The 16,995-nt window shown below is 39.0% G+C and carries 13 protein-coding genes; 11 read left to right on the forward strand and 2 right to left on the reverse strand.

The features are described from left to right. Positions 1-620: 620 nt before the first annotated feature. The 6 genes from pspA (at position 621) to Q4575_RS01715 (ending at position 4,143) form a co-directional block, all read left to right on the forward strand. Positions 621-1,283 (forward strand): phage shock protein PspA, encoded by a 663-nt coding sequence (gene pspA, locus Q4575_RS01690; RefSeq protein ID WP_303521137.1) that lies wholly within the window; start codon positions 621-623, stop codon positions 1,281-1,283. 66 nt (positions 1,284-1,349) lie between these two features. Next, positions 1,350-1,556, forward strand: coding sequence for a PspC domain-containing protein (locus tag Q4575_RS01695; protein WP_215963216.1), 207 nt, complete (start codon positions 1,350-1,352; stop codon positions 1,554-1,556). A 12-nt stretch (positions 1,557-1,568) separates the two neighbouring features. Then, positions 1,569-1,904, forward strand: a complete 336-nt coding sequence (locus Q4575_RS01700) for a hypothetical protein (RefSeq protein WP_303521138.1) — start codon at positions 1,569-1,571, stop codon at positions 1,902-1,904. Between the two features lie 57 nt (positions 1,905-1,961). Next, a complete protein-coding gene (locus Q4575_RS01705; RefSeq protein WP_215963218.1) occupies positions 1,962-2,411 on the forward strand; it encodes a copper chaperone PCu(A)C in 450 nt (149 codons plus the stop codon). 13 nt (positions 2,412-2,424) lie between these two features. Continuing rightward, positions 2,425-3,402 (forward strand): DUF2333 family protein, encoded by a 978-nt coding sequence (locus Q4575_RS01710; protein ID WP_215963219.1) that lies wholly within the window; start codon positions 2,425-2,427, stop codon positions 3,400-3,402. A gap of 3 nt (positions 3,403-3,405) precedes the next feature. Continuing rightward, positions 3,406-4,143 carry a TIGR04219 family outer membrane beta-barrel protein gene (locus Q4575_RS01715; RefSeq protein WP_303521139.1) on the forward strand — a complete coding sequence of 246 codons (738 nt, stop codon included), beginning with the start codon at positions 3,406-3,408 and terminating at the stop codon, positions 4,141-4,143. Here Q4575_RS01715 and Q4575_RS01720 read toward each other — a convergent pair. After that, positions 4,133-5,026: a TIGR03899 family protein gene (locus Q4575_RS01720; RefSeq protein WP_215963221.1), complete on the reverse strand. Its 894-nt coding sequence runs from the start codon at positions 5,024-5,026 to the stop codon at positions 4,133-4,135. The genes Q4575_RS01715 and Q4575_RS01720 overlap by 11 nt on opposite strands. Before the next feature lie 160 nt (positions 5,027-5,186). Between Q4575_RS01720 and Q4575_RS01725 the strand changes: the two genes are divergently transcribed. After that, a complete protein-coding gene (locus tag Q4575_RS01725) occupies positions 5,187-7,439 on the forward strand; it encodes an EAL domain-containing protein (protein WP_303521140.1) in 2,253 nt (750 codons plus the stop codon). 133 nt (positions 7,440-7,572) lie between these two features. Here the strand turns inward: Q4575_RS01725 and uvrA are convergent, their stop codons facing one another. Next, positions 7,573-10,407: an excinuclease ABC subunit UvrA gene (gene uvrA / locus Q4575_RS01730; RefSeq protein ID WP_215963223.1), complete on the reverse strand. Its 2,835-nt coding sequence runs from the start codon at positions 10,405-10,407 to the stop codon at positions 7,573-7,575. A gap of 327 nt (positions 10,408-10,734) precedes the next feature. Between uvrA and xdp1 the strand changes: the two genes are divergently transcribed. The 4 genes from xdp1 (at position 10,735) to ssb (ending at position 16,689) form a co-directional block, all read left to right on the forward strand. Then, positions 10,735-11,583, forward strand: coding sequence for an exosortase-dependent surface protein XDP1 (xdp1, locus tag Q4575_RS01735; RefSeq protein WP_303521141.1), 849 nt, complete (start codon positions 10,735-10,737; stop codon positions 11,581-11,583). A 109-nt stretch (positions 11,584-11,692) separates the two neighbouring features. Beyond that, positions 11,693-14,476, forward strand: coding sequence for an XrtA/PEP-CTERM system TPR-repeat protein PrsT (prsT, locus tag Q4575_RS01740; protein ID WP_215963225.1), 2,784 nt, complete (start codon positions 11,693-11,695; stop codon positions 14,474-14,476). 201 nt (positions 14,477-14,677) lie between these two features. After that, on the forward strand, positions 14,678-16,045 hold the full coding sequence (locus Q4575_RS01745) for an MFS transporter (RefSeq protein ID WP_303521142.1): 1,368 nt from the start codon (positions 14,678-14,680) through the stop codon (positions 16,043-16,045). Positions 16,046-16,062: 17 nt separating this feature from the next. Next, a complete protein-coding gene (ssb, locus tag Q4575_RS01750; RefSeq protein WP_252736739.1) occupies positions 16,063-16,689 on the forward strand; it encodes a single-stranded DNA-binding protein in 627 nt (208 codons plus the stop codon). Positions 16,690-16,995 lie beyond the last annotated feature (306 nt).

Consider the following 16,995-nt stretch of genomic DNA (forward strand, 5'->3'; position numbering starts at 1 on the left):
CAAAAATCCAAAAATCCAAAAATCCAAAAATCCAAAAATCCAAAAATCCAAAAATCCAAAAATCCAAAAATCCAAAATTCTATAGCGTACGAAATCAACCCTAGTTAATTATTAGGATTAGTATTATTTAATGTCTTATTAAGTTATCGATTTCGGTCGACTATCCCCACCTATTAGCGGCTGATCAACAACTTAGCGCCTCTACTTGTAATATCCATTTCCGCTGTTTCGCATATTTTTGATCCATCGTTAGAGCTGGTCTACCTAACCATTTATTTCCAGAGGAAGGTCTGTTTTCGCGATAAATTTGCGGAGCATATTATCCAATTGTTTGCCGCAGGTTTATAAAACGTTAATCACACTTTATTAACGTAAAAATGCCTCAGTTCTTTGCAATAAATGTGTTGGTCAATTGCGCTATATAGGTGGTTAATTTAGCCACTATATGCAGTTGTTAAAATTGTGATAATAGGAGGATTCTTTAAATAATAAATAAAAACAATAACTTATGTGTTGGCACGATGATTGGAATAAGAACAGAGTAGTTAAACAAATAAATTGTTAAAAACACAAAACAAAAACTGCTTAGCAGAATATTTGAGTATCAATAGGAGGCCGTCATGGGCGTTATCACTCGATTTGTAGACATAGTAAATTCAAACTTAAATTCAGCATTAGATAGTGCAGAAAAACCTGAAAAGATGTTACGTATGATCATCCAGGAAATGGAAGAAGCATTGGTTGATATACGTTGTCAGGCAGCGCAGTTTATTGCAGAGAAAAAAGTGATGGAACGTAAAATCACTAAGTTAACTTCTCAAAGCACAGACTGGCATCACAAAGCCGAACTTGCGGTAAATAAAGAGCGTGAAGATCTTGCACGCCAGGCACTCATTGCTAAATCTGAATGTGAAAATGAAATTTCAGAAATTCAAGCGCAGCTAAATGTTGTTGAAACAAGCCTTGCCGCCATTACTAACGACGCTTCTTCGTTACAGACTAAATTGTCAGAAGCAAAACAGAAACAAAACACACTAATGAAACGTGAACAAGCAGCAGTCGTTCAATTGCATACACGTCGTCAAATAGACAGCAGTAAGCTAGAAAGTGTCAGCCAACGTTACGAGCAGTTACATCAGAAAATTGAAAACCTAGAAAGCCAAGTGGAAGCTTACGATGTTACTTCTAATCCGTCACTTGAAGAGCAATTTAGAAAACTTGAAGCGGACTCAAAAGTAGAAACTGAATTACAAGAACTTAAAGCAAAAGTTGCAAACGGCTAATCTTAAAATTAACTATTTATTGGTGAGCGACCAACTAAAAGTCGCTCCAATTATCGGAGAAATATCATGAAATCAGAATATCTAGGTAAACCTTTGGCGAAAGATTATTTAAATCGTAAATTGTCGGGTGTATGTGCGGGAATCGCTGCACATTATGGTCAACCGACGTGGTTAGTTCGGGCGGCAACAATTGGGTTTGGTTTGTTTTTCCCCGCAGCTGCAATCTTTGGTTATTTGTTGGCGGTTATTTTGATGCCAACAAAACGTTATTAGGAGGCCATAGTCATGAAATCATTAATGAAAGTAATTTTGGTATTTTTAGCATTGAGTATATTTTGGCATATGAGCCCATTTAGCAATGGCCATATTACTTACAGTGGTGATATTGAAGGATTTGACTGGCTAATCTCAAATGCGTTGATAGTTGGCGTGGTCTTTTTTGCCGCCGCTTTAGTGTTAGTTTTATTTATAAGTGTATTCAGTGCTGTGATTTTCTTTGCGGGCTTGGTTTGTGCAACTATGCTATTTGTTGGAGTGTCATTTTTCTGGCCAATAATTTTGGTCGCAATGGTGTTGTATTGGATTTTTTCTGACTCAAATGAACCTGCATATAATAAATGAGGTCCAAATTAAATTTGGATCGGGTAAGATAGACAAATCTCATTATTGGAGGTTTGTATGTCGTTAAAAATATGGAAAATTGTGGCACTTAGTGCGGCAATTCTTTGGAGTAATATTAGCTTTGGTCATCACTTAGTTATGGTTGAACCTGTAATTAGAGCCGCGATTCCTGGGATGCCAAGCACAGCAGGATTCTTTTCATTAACCAATAGCTCTGATACAGATGAATATTTGATTAATGCAAGCTCCACAATATCCGAAAGAGTCGAGTTTCATAACCACATTATGAATGGCGACAACATGCGAATGGTAAAAGTGGATCAAATCCTGCTTCCTGCTAATGACTCAATTAAATTTGAAAGCGGTGGAATGCACTTAATGTTTATAAACTTAACTAATTATCCAAAAGCCGGTTCGAAAGTAGACGTTGAATTTACCACCAGTTCAGGTCGAAAGTTTCAAATTACGTTTTCGGTAAAGTCGATACTTGACGAACATAAACACTAAAAAGGCGAATTTTATGTATAAATGGATAGCGACCGCTGTCGGGACTGTCTCGTTGCTAATGTTAGTGTTAGCACAGTATTGGAGTTTTATGCCCGACGTATTTAACGTGCAACATCGCGCAGTTGAAGAGGCCAAAAAACTTAATGTTGAGGTTGTAACCGGTTTTACAACAACGCATACATTAATCGAAGTGACGAACACGCTTTTACATAAACCAGGTGGGTACTTGTCTAATGACATCATGCCGCCAAGTGTCATGCTGGATAATATGCCAGCGTTCGAATTTGGTGCATTGGAAATGGTTCGTGATCTGGCCTTGTCATTGCGTAAAGATTTTAGTCGCTCTCAGTCACAGTCTCTAGAAAACCCATATCTTAAAATTGCACAACCGCAGTTTAATATAGACCATAGATCTTGGGCGTGGCCAAGTGCTGAGTCGGAATATGGAAAAGCAGTTGAAGCCCTTATTAGTTACCGAAACTCACTTGCTGATAAAAGTCAGAATACCGCGCAGTTTTATGCCCGGGCAGATAATCTAAGAGAGTGGCTTAATGAAGTTGAAAAACGCTTAGGTAGTTTGAGTCAACGACTCAGTGCAAGTGTAGGCCAGGAGCGTTCAAATACCGACTTAGCCGGTGAACAGTCTGCAAAACAGTCAACATCTGCGCCTTCGACTATGCAAGTGAAAACCAGTTGGTGGAAAATAGATGATGTGTTTTATGAAACGCGAGGCGCAAGTTGGGCTTTATTACATTTTTTGAAAGCCATAGAAGTTGATTTTGCCGAAACACTACGAAAAAAAGGTGCAACGACAAGCCTTAAACAAATCATTCGGGAATTAGAGTCGAGTCAAGAAGCCATATGGAGTCCGATGGTTTTGAACGGCAGCGGTTTTGGTTTATTAGCCAATCATTCATTAGTAATGGCCAATTATATTTCCCGGGCAAATGCCGCGATCATTGATTTGAACAAGTTGTTGATACAGGGGTAACCAATGAACAGCAAATGGCTAGCAATTTTATTGATGATGGCAAGTTGTGGTGCATTTGCTGATACCTTGGGTGTTAAATTTGGGCTACAACATTGGCAGGCGGATAATACGGGTTACGTTGGCGAAGCTGATGATGCCGTTTTGAGTTGGAGTAGCGATTCACAAAACCAAATCCGAATTTACGGTAGCATAGAACATCCGATATTTTTAATTCCAAATGTGAAGATGGGTTACTCAAAATTTGATTTTGAAGACATCGCGTTACTCGATCAAACGTATCGTTTGGGCGGCCAACTATATAGTATTGCAAGTGAATTGAACTATGGCGGCGAATATGAAATTGTCGATTTTATTTCTTATTATGAAATTGTCGACAGAGACATATTGAGCTTTGATTTGGGCGTCAATTTTCGATTTCAAGATACGGAATATCAGGTTGCAGACGTAAATTCCGGTGCTAACTCCCAAACGAGCGTGTCCTCAATTGAACCTTTATTTTATGCTAAATTGACAAGTAGTTTGCCGTTAATGGGTTTGTTCTCCTATTTTGAATATCAAACAGGAGATAAAAACCATGATTACGAAACAGCGATTGGCTATCAATTTTCAGAAAATATGTTGGCAGCCATTACCGTCTATATCGGTTATAAAGACCAACAGATATCTTATCAATATGAAGACGGAATCGTAGCAAAAGCAGAATGGAATTCTGTATTTGTCTCACTCGAATCTAGCTTTTAACATTAACCTCAGATTGAAAATCAACTAGCCCTCTGAAATCTGAAATCAAGGTTTTTAGATAGTTGTTATCTTTGTCTGAGGCGACTAATTTACTTAATTCATAGCCCGTTTGGGTAAATTTGTAATAGGTAAATATCACTTCTTTTTGCTGTATTGTCATACCAATAGATTGGCCATGGTAATTTAACTGGATTTTGTCGTTAAATGAATATGGTGCAGACTCAATCTCTTGAGTATAAAGCAAGCCCAACTCACCGAGCGTCATTAATTGGGGATACGAAAGTCCAAATTTGTTGAGGTTTATCACCATTCGATTAGAACCGCTAAATATCGACATCAACGTTGGTTTTTTATAAATTCCAGTTAAAATTTTAGCGCCTTTTTCCTCCCCAATACGACACGCTAAAGACACCGAACGATAAAATGTCATTGCCTCATTACTGCTGATCTCAGAAAGTGTTTTAAGACTACGGAATGAAAAAGTACCGACCTGACTTAACTCTACAGCCAAAATTTTCGCCCACAGCTCTTGTTTGGTTGAAGAAAAACTCGACTTTGCAAATTCAGTAAATTTCATTAACCAATCTAAGTCTAAGCGTTCAAATTGGGCATCTTGATTGACATACTCAAGTGCCAAACTAAAAATTTGCTCTAGATTATTTTGTTGACGAGAGAGCAGAATTTGCTCACGTTTGTGCCCGCGTTGCAACAAATTGGACTCTGGATTTTTAATATAAATTTGGTCGCCCGCATTGGTTGTACGGATTGCTTTATGCTCTAGCTGCGGTTCAGCTTCAGGCACAAGTGCAAATTCGATCCCGGTTGTTTGTTTTAACAACGCAAGGTATTTAGTGCGACTTGGATGCAACGCTTGGTTAGCCATGATATTCCTTTAACAAAGTTTCACTTATAGTTAAGAAAATTTAATACAATGTCAAAAAGATAAAATTTAATTTAGGATGGTTTTAATTAAAAATACTATCTACACTTGTTATAACAAGTAATTTTTTACTTACGGGTTTGGGAAATGGAATAGGACATTCGTGAATAGACATGCAACCAATATGGTAGAAGACGATACATTTATTTTCGCTGACAACGAAAATGAACCAGACTTTGCGGATGAAGCTAAAGTTACAGGCTCATGGAAAATATTAATTGTTGATGACGAACCTGAGATCCATAAAATAACTGAATTGGCTTTAGCCAATACCTTAGTTGGCAATTGCCGATTGGAATTTTTACATGCGTATTCAGGAAAAGAGGCATTAGACATTCTCACAACTGTAAAAGATATCGCTGTTATTTTACTTGATGTGGTTATGGAATCTGACGATGCTGGATTAATGGCTGTCAGAAAAATTCGAGAAAATTTAAAACTGACGGATGTCAGAATTATTCTACGAACAGGACAACCGGGTTATGCTCCAGAAGAGAGCGTGATCATGGAATACGATATTAACGATTACAAAACCAAGACTGAGCTTACGCGAAATAAGCTTTTAACGTCTGTTTTCTCTGCTATACGGTCTTTTCAGCAATTATCAGTCATAAGCCAATCCAGAAACTTTTTAGAACAAATTAACACGCTAAATCAAGAGTTAATATCCACAGAGCAGTTTCAAGAATTTACCGACTTACTTGTTGGTAATTCAAATAAGTTGTTTGCCGGCGGAACCGACGCAGCACTGTTATTAAACTATTCAAAAGACAAAAAGTTTGTGCCGGAGGATGGTTTTTGGGTCAATCGTGGAATTGGTGCTTACCAACAATATACAGATATGCGCTTTGAATGTGTCATGAGTGAAAATGTGGTTCATTTAATTAGCAAAGCAATTAAAACCAGCGGTCACGTTTTTGAAGATGATATTGAAATTATTTATATCGAAGCGAAGTCCTGCACGGCTATTTTGGTTTTAAATAACTCGATTGTTGAAACAATATCAGCGGCTTTACTGCAAACCTATTGTGCAAACGTTGGTTCGTCGTTAGACAACTCTATTCTCATTAAACAAGTTAGTCAGGTCGCTTACCAAGATCGATTAACGGGCTTAGCAAACCGCTCGCGTTTTATCCAATTGCTCGATCTGTACACAAAAAACAGGTTGTCAGGGGATAGGGTGATGTTGCTAGATATTGACCACTTTTCTGATATCAATGATGGACTTGGTCAAGAGGCGGGCAACGCCTTGTTATTATGTGTGACAGAGCGATTAAAAAATTCATTGGACCCAAGTGTGACTATTGCACGGATCGGGGCCGATATATTTGGATTTATTGGAACTACAAAAACATTAGATACCAATGTTGTTTTGCCCCTGTTTAATCAATCTTTTCAAGCCGAAGAGCATCTAATCCCTATCAATGCGACTTTGGGGATTTGCGATAAATTGAATGGCGGAAAAAATGGTTTATCGGTACTAAAACATACAAACATTGCACTAAACAAAGCGAAAAAAGACACTCAATCTCGGTATCGGTTTTATGAAACCGAAATGGAAGATGAAACAAGTTGGCGACTCGGTATGATCCGCAGTTTAGTTAATGACTTTAATCACGGTAAATTACAGGTTTGGTATCAACCGCAATTAAATGTTAAAACTGGCCGATTTGATGGCATGGAGGCGTTATTACGTTGGCCAAATAGCGATGGTGGATTTATTTCACCACTGATTTTTATTCCACTCGCTGAATATTCCGGCCTTATCGTTGAATTAGGTATGTGGGTGCTAGAACAGTCTTGTGAGCAAGTTAAAAAACTTGAGCAACTCGGGCTTACTGGATTGCGTGTTGCGGTGAATATATCGATGCCTCAATTCCGTAATTCTAATTTTGTTCAAAACGTCATTGAGACCGCCAAAAAATACGACGTTGACCCAGAGCAAATTGAATTAGAGATCACCGAAAGTGTTGTTATGGATGATCCAAAACTGGTGATCATTGCGCTTGAAGAGCTTAAAAAGAATAAGTTTGCGATTGCGATCGACGATTTTGGAACAGGATTTTCGTCGCTAAGTTATTTACAACAGTTGCCGTTGGATAGAATTAAAGTTGATAGAGAGTTTATTAAAGATATCGGCGAGGGTGGCGATGGCATTATTGCTGAGACTGTTATCACACTAAGTCAAAAGTTAGGTAAAGAAACTGTCGCAGAAGGGATTGAGACACAATTCCAGTTGGACTTTATTCGTAATTTAAATTGTGATGTTTCTCAAGGCTATTTCCACGCGAAGCCGATGCCCGCTGAGCAATTAGAGACATTTTTACTTGGACAACAGCCGGACGTCGAACCGTAGTGACAAGTTCAGACCATATTATAACTATTAATTGTCCCGACGAAGACGTGTGAGCACATTTTAGGATGGGACAAAAATAACAAAAAAGGGTTAATTGTTAATTAACCCTTTTTGTTTGCTTAAAACCAGAAACTTATATGGTTTTGCCAACCAAAAGTTCTTTTAAGTATTTAGCTGTATGAGAGGTTGTATTTTCACATACTTCTTCAGGCGTACCGGCGACCAAAATCTCACCGCCACCTGAACCCCCTTCAGGACCCAAATCGACAATCCAGTCCGCTGTTTTCACAACATCCAAATTGTGCTCGATAATCACCAGTGTATTACCGTGATCCCGCAGACGATGCAAGACGGTTAGTAGTTGCTCAATATCGTAAAAGTGCAAGCCAGTTGTAGGTTCATCAAGAATATACAGCGTTTGACCTGTATCTCTTTTGGACAACTCTTTTGCGAGTTTCACTCGTTGGGCTTCACCACCAGATAATGTTGTCGCTGACTGACCTAAACGGATGTAGCTTAAACCAACGTCCATAAGTGTTTGCAGTTTTCTCGAAATCGCTGGGATCGCATCGAAAAATTCTCTGGCGTCTTCAACCGTCATATCGAGAACTTGATGAATATTTTTGTTTTTGTAAGTTACTTCCAGGGTTTCACGGTTATAACGTTGGCTTTTACAAACATCACAAGGTACATACACATCCGGTAAAAAATGCATTTCCACTTTGATCATGCCGTCACCCTGACAGGCTTCACAACGACCACCTTTAACATTGAAACTAAAGCGACCCGCTTTGTAACCGCGGGAGCGTGCTTCCTGCGTACCGGCAAACATGTCACGTATATTGGTAAAAATACCAGTGTATGTTGCTGGATTAGATCTTGGTGTTCGACCAATTGGACTTTGGTCAATGTCGATGACTTTGTCTAGCTGATCCATACCTGTAATATCGCGATACGGACTTGGTTCAGAGGTAGTTGCGTTATTGAGTTCACGATGCGCAATTGGGTATAACGTACTATTTATTAACGTTGATTTACCTGAACCTGACACACCCGTTACACAAGTCATTAAGCCGAGAGGGATTTCTATCGTCACATCTTTTAAGTTGTTGCCAGTCGCACCGGATAGCGTCAACATCTTTTTGCGGTCGATTGGCGTTCTGGTTTTAGGGACTGCGATTTCCCGAGCGCCAGAAAGGTATTCACCCGTTAATGAACCCGGTGTGTTTTCAACTTCATCAGGCGTACCCTGGGCGATGATTTCGCCACCGTGAACTCCAGCGCCTGGGCCGATGTCGATAACATGGTCAGCTGCTCGAATGGCGTCTTCATCGTGTTCTACAACAATTACTGTGTTTCCTAAGTCTCTTAAGTGCACTAAAGTTTGCAATAGACGATCGTTGTCTCGTTGATGCAAACCTATGGAAGGTTCATCAAGTACATACATGACGCCCACTAAGCCAGCACCTATTTGACTGGCGAGTCTTATTCGCTGAGCTTCACCGCCTGACAGGGTCTCTGCGCTTCTCGAAATAGATAAATAATTGAGTCCAACATTGACTAGAAACCCGAGTCGTTGGCAGATCTCTTTTAGGATTTTTTCAGCGATTTGGGCTTTTTGGCCAGTCAGTTCCATGTTTTGGAAAAACTCGCTCGCTTCACCAATCGACATATCTGAAATTGTTGGCAAGTTAACGCCAGTAACAAAGACATTTCTCGCTTCTTCACGAAGTCGGCTACCATCACATGAAGGGCAATGCTGAGTACTAATATACTTAGTAAGTTCTTCACGCACAGAATTAGATTCTGTTTCGCGATAACGCCTTTCCATATTAGTTAATATGCCTTCAAAAGGATGATTTCTAACAACTACATCGCCTCTGTCGTTCATATATTTAAATTCGATTGGCTGTTGGCCACTGCCATTTAAGATCACGTGGCGATGGTCGTCTGACAATTCTGAAAATGGTAATGACAAGTCGATTTTGTAGTGGTCAGCAAGTGACTTAAGCATTTGGAAATAGTAGAAGTTACGTTTATCCCAACCGCGTATTGCACCGCCTATTAGACTTAGTTCACTATTAATAACGACTTTTTCTTGGTCGAAAAACTGCTTAACACCAAGTCCATCACAGCTTGAACATGCCCCAGCAGGGTTATTAAACGAGAACATCCGAGGTTCTAATTCTTGCATGGAGTAGCCACATTTAGGGCAAGCAAAGTTTGCGCTAAATGTGAGCTCTTCTTTATCTTCATCCATGTAAGCGACTTGGACATTGCCACTACTGAGTTCTAAACACGTTTCTATCGACTCGGCAAGGCGTTGTTGAATATCGTCGCGGACTTTTAAACGGTCTACAACGACCTCAATGGTATGCTTTTTGTGAAGTTCTAAATCTGGAGGATCGGATAAGTCACATACTTCACCGTCGATACGCGCACGAATAAAGCCTTGAGCCGCTAAGTTTTCTAGTGTCTTAACGTGCTCACCCTTACGGTCTCTAACAATAGGAGCTAACAGCATGATTTTGCTGCCTTCAGGCAACGCTAGAATGCGGTCGACCATTTGCGAAACGGTTTGTGCTTCTAGTTTTTCGCCGTGAGTAGGACATGTTGGCGTCCCTATGCGTGCAAAGAGCAGTCTTAGGTAGTCGTAAATTTCGGTAATTGTACCTACGGTTGAGCGTGGGTTATGAGACGTTGATTTTTGTTCAATTGATATTGCTGGACTAAGGCCTTCTATATGATCAACGTCAGGCTTTTCCATTAATGACAAAAACTGACGAGCATAGGCTGATAAAGACTCAACGTAACGTCGTTGGCCCTCGGCATACAATGTATCAAAAGCTAGAGATGATTTTCCTGAACCGGATAGTCCAGTGATGACAATGAGTTTGTCGCGTGGAATCGTTAAAGAAACATCTTTTAGATTGTGGGTTCTCGCACCCCTAACTTCTATTTTATCCATATTACCGTCATAACCTCATAATTTGACCGGTCAGTATGCCATCATTTGGTGAATAATTTAATAACAATGCTCGTTTTCTTAAACTTAAATAGGAAAGACCGTCGAGCTTTTGTATAGTGACTGTAAAATAAGTAACTAGTTAATGACAATTTTAGCCATTAGGTTAAAATGGCTAAAAATTTAAGTGTCTATATTTTTTACAGTTCAAATTGGTTGACCATTAAAGTTGTTGTAAAACAATAATTTAAATGTTGGCTTGTATATTGCTTTACCAGTGTAGACGAAATTAATTTAAACTCGGTTTTAGTAGAGTTGAAGGAAGTACATATGTTAAGAACATTGGCAATTATCGCGGCGATCACAGCGTCGGCAAATGCTACAGCAACATCGACTAGTATCGATTGGGATTTGCAATCATCAAACATAACTACAGATGGTACATGGGTAGCTGGCTCTAATAGTAGCACTTGGAACGATGCAGAATCGATTGCACTTACTAGTGATGGCGTCGAAGTTGTTGTTACTGGTTGGTCCGATTCAGAAGGTGATACTAGCGCATCAAACAGTAAAGAGTATTACGACCAAATAGTGGAGCAAGGTGATCTTTATTATTGGGGTGATAGTAACGGTTGGGGTGTTGTGAACGGTGATGAAAATTCAAACTCTGTGCCTGATCATTCAATTGATAACTACAGCAGCAGTTTAATGTATTCTGACCAAGACATGGTATTGCTGTCGTTTTCAGAAGCAGTAAGTTTAGAAGGTATTAGTGTCGGTTGGTATAGCGATGGTCAAAACAACATTCTTGATGTTGGTGCAGTTGCAATTTCTTCTCAAGATGTAGCCAATATGTCAAATGGCACGTCAACTTGGGATGATATCTACAGCGAAGTTGATATGTCTACTATTTCAAAACAAGGTTCAAGTAATTATTATGCTTTGGATAGTGATGCTGGTTCTTCTACCTTTTGGTTGGTCGGACTTTACAACGAGATGGAAAATTGTGATTACGACGCATTCAAATTGATGGGTGTAACGGCAAAAACAAGTAACGGCGGCGGTGGTACACCACCAGTTGACGTACCTGAGCCTTCTTCAATTGCAATATTCGCACTTGGTTTAGCCTTTATCGTTAGACAGAAAAAATTATCATCGAAATTTAAATTAAACTTCTAAATTTAAATTTTGTTTAAAATAAAAAAAGATGGCCTTTGCCATCTTTTTTGTTTTCTTTTACAGTAAAATTAATTCTCTTTCTCTAAGTTAAGCAACAGAGGCTTCTACGATGTTTCACCGTGCCCTAATTTCTGCATCGATTTCATTTTTACTTTTATTTTCATTCGCCGCTAAAGCGGCAAATAGTTATTATGAGCAAGCTGTTCAAGCATTTTATGAAGAGAAATATGAATCCAGCTTTATCTATCTAAAAAATGCCTTAGATGCGCAACCAGACAACTTGCCTGCAAAGATATTAATGGGAAAGATTTTTTTAAGGCGTGGCTATTTCAACGAAGCAATTAAGCAATTTGAAGAATCATTAGCCTATAAAGCCGACATTAATTTAATATTATCTGATTACGCCACGGCACTAAACTTTGCCAAACGTTACAAAGAGGTTTTAGTGTTTGCCGATGGTTACAAGCTAAATGATAGCTCGGCATATGAGCTTTATATCAATAAAGCGATAGCGTACCAAAATCTAGATTTAACCGTATTGAGTCGTAAGTCCTATCAAAACGCCATTGCTTTGAATGCTAAAGACACTCGGGCATTAAATAGCTTAGCGTCTTTAGAATCTTCATTGGGGAATATTGAAGAAGCGCAAAAACTAATTTCACGTTCACTGATTATCAATCCAAACGACCATCGTACCTACCACCTTCAAGGCCAAATTAGAATGTCAAAAAACGACTATCAAGGAGCGATAGAGTCGTACAATAAAGCTTTAAATTATGTAAATAATGACCCCGTGGTTCAACGTTCAATTATCTCTGCATTTATAAAAGTGGGTAGAATTGATGACGCCGAAAAAATGATCAATGATATTTTGGCCGTAACCCCTGAAGACCCACATATTATGTTGCTTTCAAGTTGGATGATGTCAATTAGAAAACAAGATGAACAATCGGCTTCAATGTTAGAATCGTTGTCTAATACCACCTCAATGATCCCGGAAGACGAGTTTATTAATAAACCATCTCTCATTTTTGTCACTGCCTTGTCTTCATATTTACAAGGTAATATAGAGCAAGCGTCAAAAGAACTTAGCAAATACTTAAATCTTGCACCTGGTGATTTACGCGCTATTTCGATGTTGACTAACGTTTATCTTAAACAAGACAAATCTCGCGAAGCAACTTATCTACTTGAGCGCCACGAATCCGCTGTGATCAGTGATTTGAAACTAGCCATACGTTTGGTCGATTTATATTTAAGTAATGGTCAAAAATTTGAAGCTGAGATGTTGTTAGAGAAACTTGAACTTGAATACCCAAATGAACTCGATGTTACGTTGCGTTTAGTCTCTATTTACAACCAATCTGGTCGTTCTGGACAGGCTAGGTTGCTGATTGAAAGAGTTAAAAATGACAAGTCTGATATTCGATTAGACATAGCTCGTGGCCTTATGTTCCTGCAAAACGGTGATATTCCTCAAGCATATGACGTTGTTGAAAAGTTATCTGAGCAATTTCCAGATAATTTTGATCTACAAAATTTTAAATCTGCGGTATTAATTAAGCAAAATAAAGCAGCCGAAGCGCAAAAAATTATTGTGAAGTTACTCGAAACTCGCCCTGATTTTTTTGAAGCTCGCTTTAACTTAGCAACAACCCACAAGATGTTGGGTCGTTTTGATGTTGCAAAAAATATTTTAGAAGAACTTCATGCAGAGCGTTCGACGCATGCAGACGTTAAATATATGTTGGCTCAAATATATGCTGAATACAAAAACTTCGACCAAGCAATACCTTTGTTGGTCACTGTTCAGGCCAAAAAAACAGGACGGTTGAGTCAAGAGTTGTTGTACGACATTTACTTTGAGCAAAAAGAATATCAATCGGCCTATAAAGTGATTAAAGAGTTATCTGCGTCATATATGTTTAACCCGCCATATTTGTTTAAACAGGTGGCTGTATTAGACAAGCTTGGCAAAAAAGACGAAGCAGCTAAACAGTTAGGCATATTATATGGATTGGCGGAAGGCAAACCTAAGATGATTTATGACGTTGCTGTGTTACAACGTCAGGTCGGCGATTTTGAAGGTGCTGGGAAGTCTATCGCTAAGCTTAAAAGTTTAATTCCTAATAACCTTAGAGTTAATATAGAGTCGATTCGACTTGAGTTAGATAAACAAGAAATACAACAAGCTCAGCTAGCAGCGGAAAAACTGTATAAAGAAGTGAAAAACGAACCTAATGTTCTTTTATTATTAGGTGATATTGCCAGCACTAGACGCGATACTCCTAAAGCGTTTGACTATTATTGGCAGGCAATAGAAATAAACCCAGAGTTTAATTTAGCATTGTTAAATTTGTATCAAATCGCCAAAGAAAATTATAAAGCGGCTGAATTTGAGACCTTGGTTAAAGCATCTATCCCCACGTACCCTAAACAAGTTTGGCGTATTAGGTTGTTAGCCGATCACTATATGAACTTGAATAAATTTCAATCGGCAAAACCGCTATACCAGAAGTTAATGGATTTAGGTCACTATAAAGATGATGCCTTTCTACTAAATAATATGGCAATGATAAATATGGATTCATCGTTGGAAACTGCCATGGAGTTTGCCCGTAAAGCGTTTGACTTAAATGATTCAAATGCATCTATTAAAGACACGTTAGGGTGGGGCTTTTATCACCAAGCACGTTATGATGCCGCACTCGAAATGTTAAGAAGTGCCCATGCTATGGATTCTAATAACGCGACTATTCGTTATCATCTAGCACAGGTACTTATAAAACTTGAACGTACCGCGGAGGCCAAACGAGAGCTAGATGCAGCTTTGTCTAACGGCGAAAAAGAAATTTGGTTTGCTCAAGCCAAGCAGATCCGAAGCCAACTCTAAGCTAAGATTTGGTTGTTGCTTGTAAATCAACACAACCTTCGGTTCTTCTGATCATGCACACTTCAACTATTCTTTTTTGTAGTTGAAGTCGTTATGTTTGATTTATCCGAAAAACTAGACCTCAAACACCTTTTTTAATATTGGTTTACCAGTATACTGTGCGGTCTGTCAAAGTTTGGAACATTCTTTTAAGTTAACAACATGCAGTCTACCCGTTTAAATAATTTAGAAAAAAGAGCTGCCGTCTCTTTAGCTCTCATATTCTCCATGAGAATGTTGGGCTTGTTCATGCTAATGCCTATATTAGCCATATATGGACAAGAACTGTCAGGTGTAACGCCTATGTGGATTGGTTTAGCCATTGGCGCCTATGGTTTAACCCAGGCACTTTTTCAAATACCAATGGGTTGGCTTTCAGATCGTTATGGACGTCGAAGAATAATTGTATTGGGTCTAATTATCTTTGCCATTGGTAGTATAATTGCTGGCTTAGCCGAAAGCATTGAAATGGTTACTTTTGGTAGAGCAATTCAAGGGATGGGAGCAATTGCCAGTGCGGTATTGGCGCTAGCATCAGATGTTACTCGTGAAGAACAAAGGCCAAAGGTTATGGCTGTTATTGGCATGTGTATCGGCATGAGCTTTGCTGCGGCATTAGTTTTAGGCCCTATGGTGGCAAAATCATTTGGTTTAGCCGGTGTTTTTAACCTGACGGCTATTATGGCGGTTGTCGGCATTATAATTGTGTTAACTATCGTCCCTGTTTCTTATACTCGTGGGCACAGCGGTGAAGTGACAGCGACCTCTAGCCGATTAATTTCGATGTTATGCCATCCACAACTTATTAGACTTGATTTTGGCGTCTTGATATTACACATGATGATGACATCATTGTTTATCGCTTTACCTGTGTTGTTAACCGACGCAGGCTTAGCCATTGATAATCATTGGCAAATTTATCTTCCAGTGTTGTTTTTATCATTTGTTTTTATGGTACCGATGATCATTATCGCTGCCAAAAAGTCTTTAGAAAAAGTGATGTTTTTAGCAGCTATAGGCATGTTAATTATTGCCTTAAGCGCTATGGTTTTAACACAGTCGTTTTGGCCGCTTATTTTAACGTTGTTTTTATTTTTTATTGGTTTCAATTTTTTGGAAGCAAGTTTACCAGCGCATGTCGCACGATTGTCGCCAGCTGGACAAAAAGGCAGTGCGATGGGAGTCTATTCAAGCAGTCAATTTTTTGGTGCTTTTTTAGGTGGAATAACAGGCGGTTACCTCGTACAAAATTTTGGCTTCAGTTATTTGTTTGCGGCAAATGCCGTACTTGCGTTACTATGGCTGATTATCGCATCCTCTATGGTATTACCGGCAAGTTCGAAACGAGTTTCAATCCCAATCGAACCTGTTGACGGTGGTCAATGGCAACAATTAATTGATAACATTAGTGATTGCTCAGGTGTTATGGAAGCGACCTTAGTTGAAGACGAACATCGAATTTATCTTAAAGTAGAAAAATCTAATTACGACAGGGATTCTGTCGACAGATTAATACGTGAATTTATTTAGTTTGCAGGAGAAATATTATGGCTCGCGGAGTCAATAAAGTAATTTTAATTGGTACTTTGGGTGCAGATCCTGAAGTAAGATTTATGCCGAATGGCAACGCGGTTGCAAATATTAGTTTAGCAACAAACGAAAGTTGGAAAGACAAAAATACCGGTCAAATGCAGGAAAAAACTGAATGGCACCGTATTGTTGTTTTTGGCAAACTTGCTGAAGTTGCAGGCGAATATTTACGTAAAGGCTCACAGGCTTACTTTGAAGGGAAACTTCAAACGCGTAAATGGCAAGATCAAGCGACTGGTCAAGATAAATTCACCACAGAAGTTGTGGTTGATTTTGGCGGACAAATGCAAATGTTAGGTGGTCGTAACGATGGTCAAAGCGCACCAGCGGGGAACTTCCAAAAGCCAGCACAGCAACCTGGTGGATTCCAGCAAGCTGCGCCTCAACAAGCCCAACAGCCTCAGCAGCAGGCACAGCAACCTATGCAACAACAAGCTCCGGCGCAAGGTGGATACCAACAGTCTCCACAAGGTGGTTTCCAACCACAACAGCGTCAAGCTCAACAAGGTGGATTTCAGCCGCAACAAGCACCGGCAGCGCCACCTGAACCTAGCATGGACTTTGATGACGACATTCCGTTCTAATTCAAGACAAAATTTAGAATGTTGAAAAGTTACATTGAAAGCCGCTACTAAGCGGCTTTTTATTTTGTTGAAAAAAATGAATTGGACCTTCAATCTTAATTTTTGATTCTGGTATAAAGCGTAAAGAGTACCTTCGAATTATTAATCCAATAAAGCCACGCAGAGCTAATTTTTAATTACGTTCCAGTTCTTTCGTCATCCTTTGCTAGGATTGATAAGGCAGTAAAATCAATAGATTTAAAACAATAAATAGCCGGTCTAATTATTTGGTATTTTATTAAAATTAATAAAAATCAAAGGGTTCAA

It is taken from the genome of Psychrosphaera sp. 1_MG-2023 (assembly GCF_030548245.1).
Lineage (GTDB): Bacteria > Pseudomonadota > Gammaproteobacteria > Enterobacterales > Alteromonadaceae > Psychrosphaera > Psychrosphaera algicola.

Excerpts from the sequence above, each read along its gene's own strand:
- pspA (WP_303521137.1), top strand. The coding sequence starts at position 621 with ATGGGCGTTATCACTCGATTTGTAGACATAGTAAATTCAAACTTAAAT.
- Q4575_RS01695 (WP_215963216.1), top strand. The coding sequence starts at position 1,350 with ATGAAATCAGAATATCTAGGTAAACCTTTGGCGAAAGATTATTTAAAT.
- Q4575_RS01700 (WP_303521138.1), top strand. The coding sequence starts at position 1,569 with ATGAAATCATTAATGAAAGTAATTTTGGTATTTTTAGCATTGAGTATA.
- Q4575_RS01705 (WP_215963218.1), top strand. The coding sequence starts at position 1,962 with ATGTCGTTAAAAATATGGAAAATTGTGGCACTTAGTGCGGCAATTCTT.
- Q4575_RS01710 (WP_215963219.1), top strand. The coding sequence starts at position 2,425 with ATGTATAAATGGATAGCGACCGCTGTCGGGACTGTCTCGTTGCTAATG.
- Q4575_RS01715 (WP_303521139.1), top strand. The coding sequence starts at position 3,406 with ATGAACAGCAAATGGCTAGCAATTTTATTGATGATGGCAAGTTGTGGT.
- Q4575_RS01720 (WP_215963221.1), bottom strand. The coding sequence starts at position 5,026 with ATGGCTAACCAAGCGTTGCATCCAAGTCGCACTAAATACCTTGCGTTG.
- uvrA (WP_215963223.1), bottom strand. The coding sequence starts at position 10,407 with ATGGATAAAATAGAAGTTAGGGGTGCGAGAACCCACAATCTAAAAGAT.
- xdp1 (WP_303521141.1), top strand. The coding sequence starts at position 10,735 with ATGTTAAGAACATTGGCAATTATCGCGGCGATCACAGCGTCGGCAAAT.
- prsT (WP_215963225.1), top strand. The coding sequence starts at position 11,693 with ATGTTTCACCGTGCCCTAATTTCTGCATCGATTTCATTTTTACTTTTA.
- Q4575_RS01745 (WP_303521142.1), top strand. The coding sequence starts at position 14,678 with ATGCAGTCTACCCGTTTAAATAATTTAGAAAAAAGAGCTGCCGTCTCT.
- ssb (WP_252736739.1), top strand. The coding sequence starts at position 16,063 with ATGGCTCGCGGAGTCAATAAAGTAATTTTAATTGGTACTTTGGGTGCA.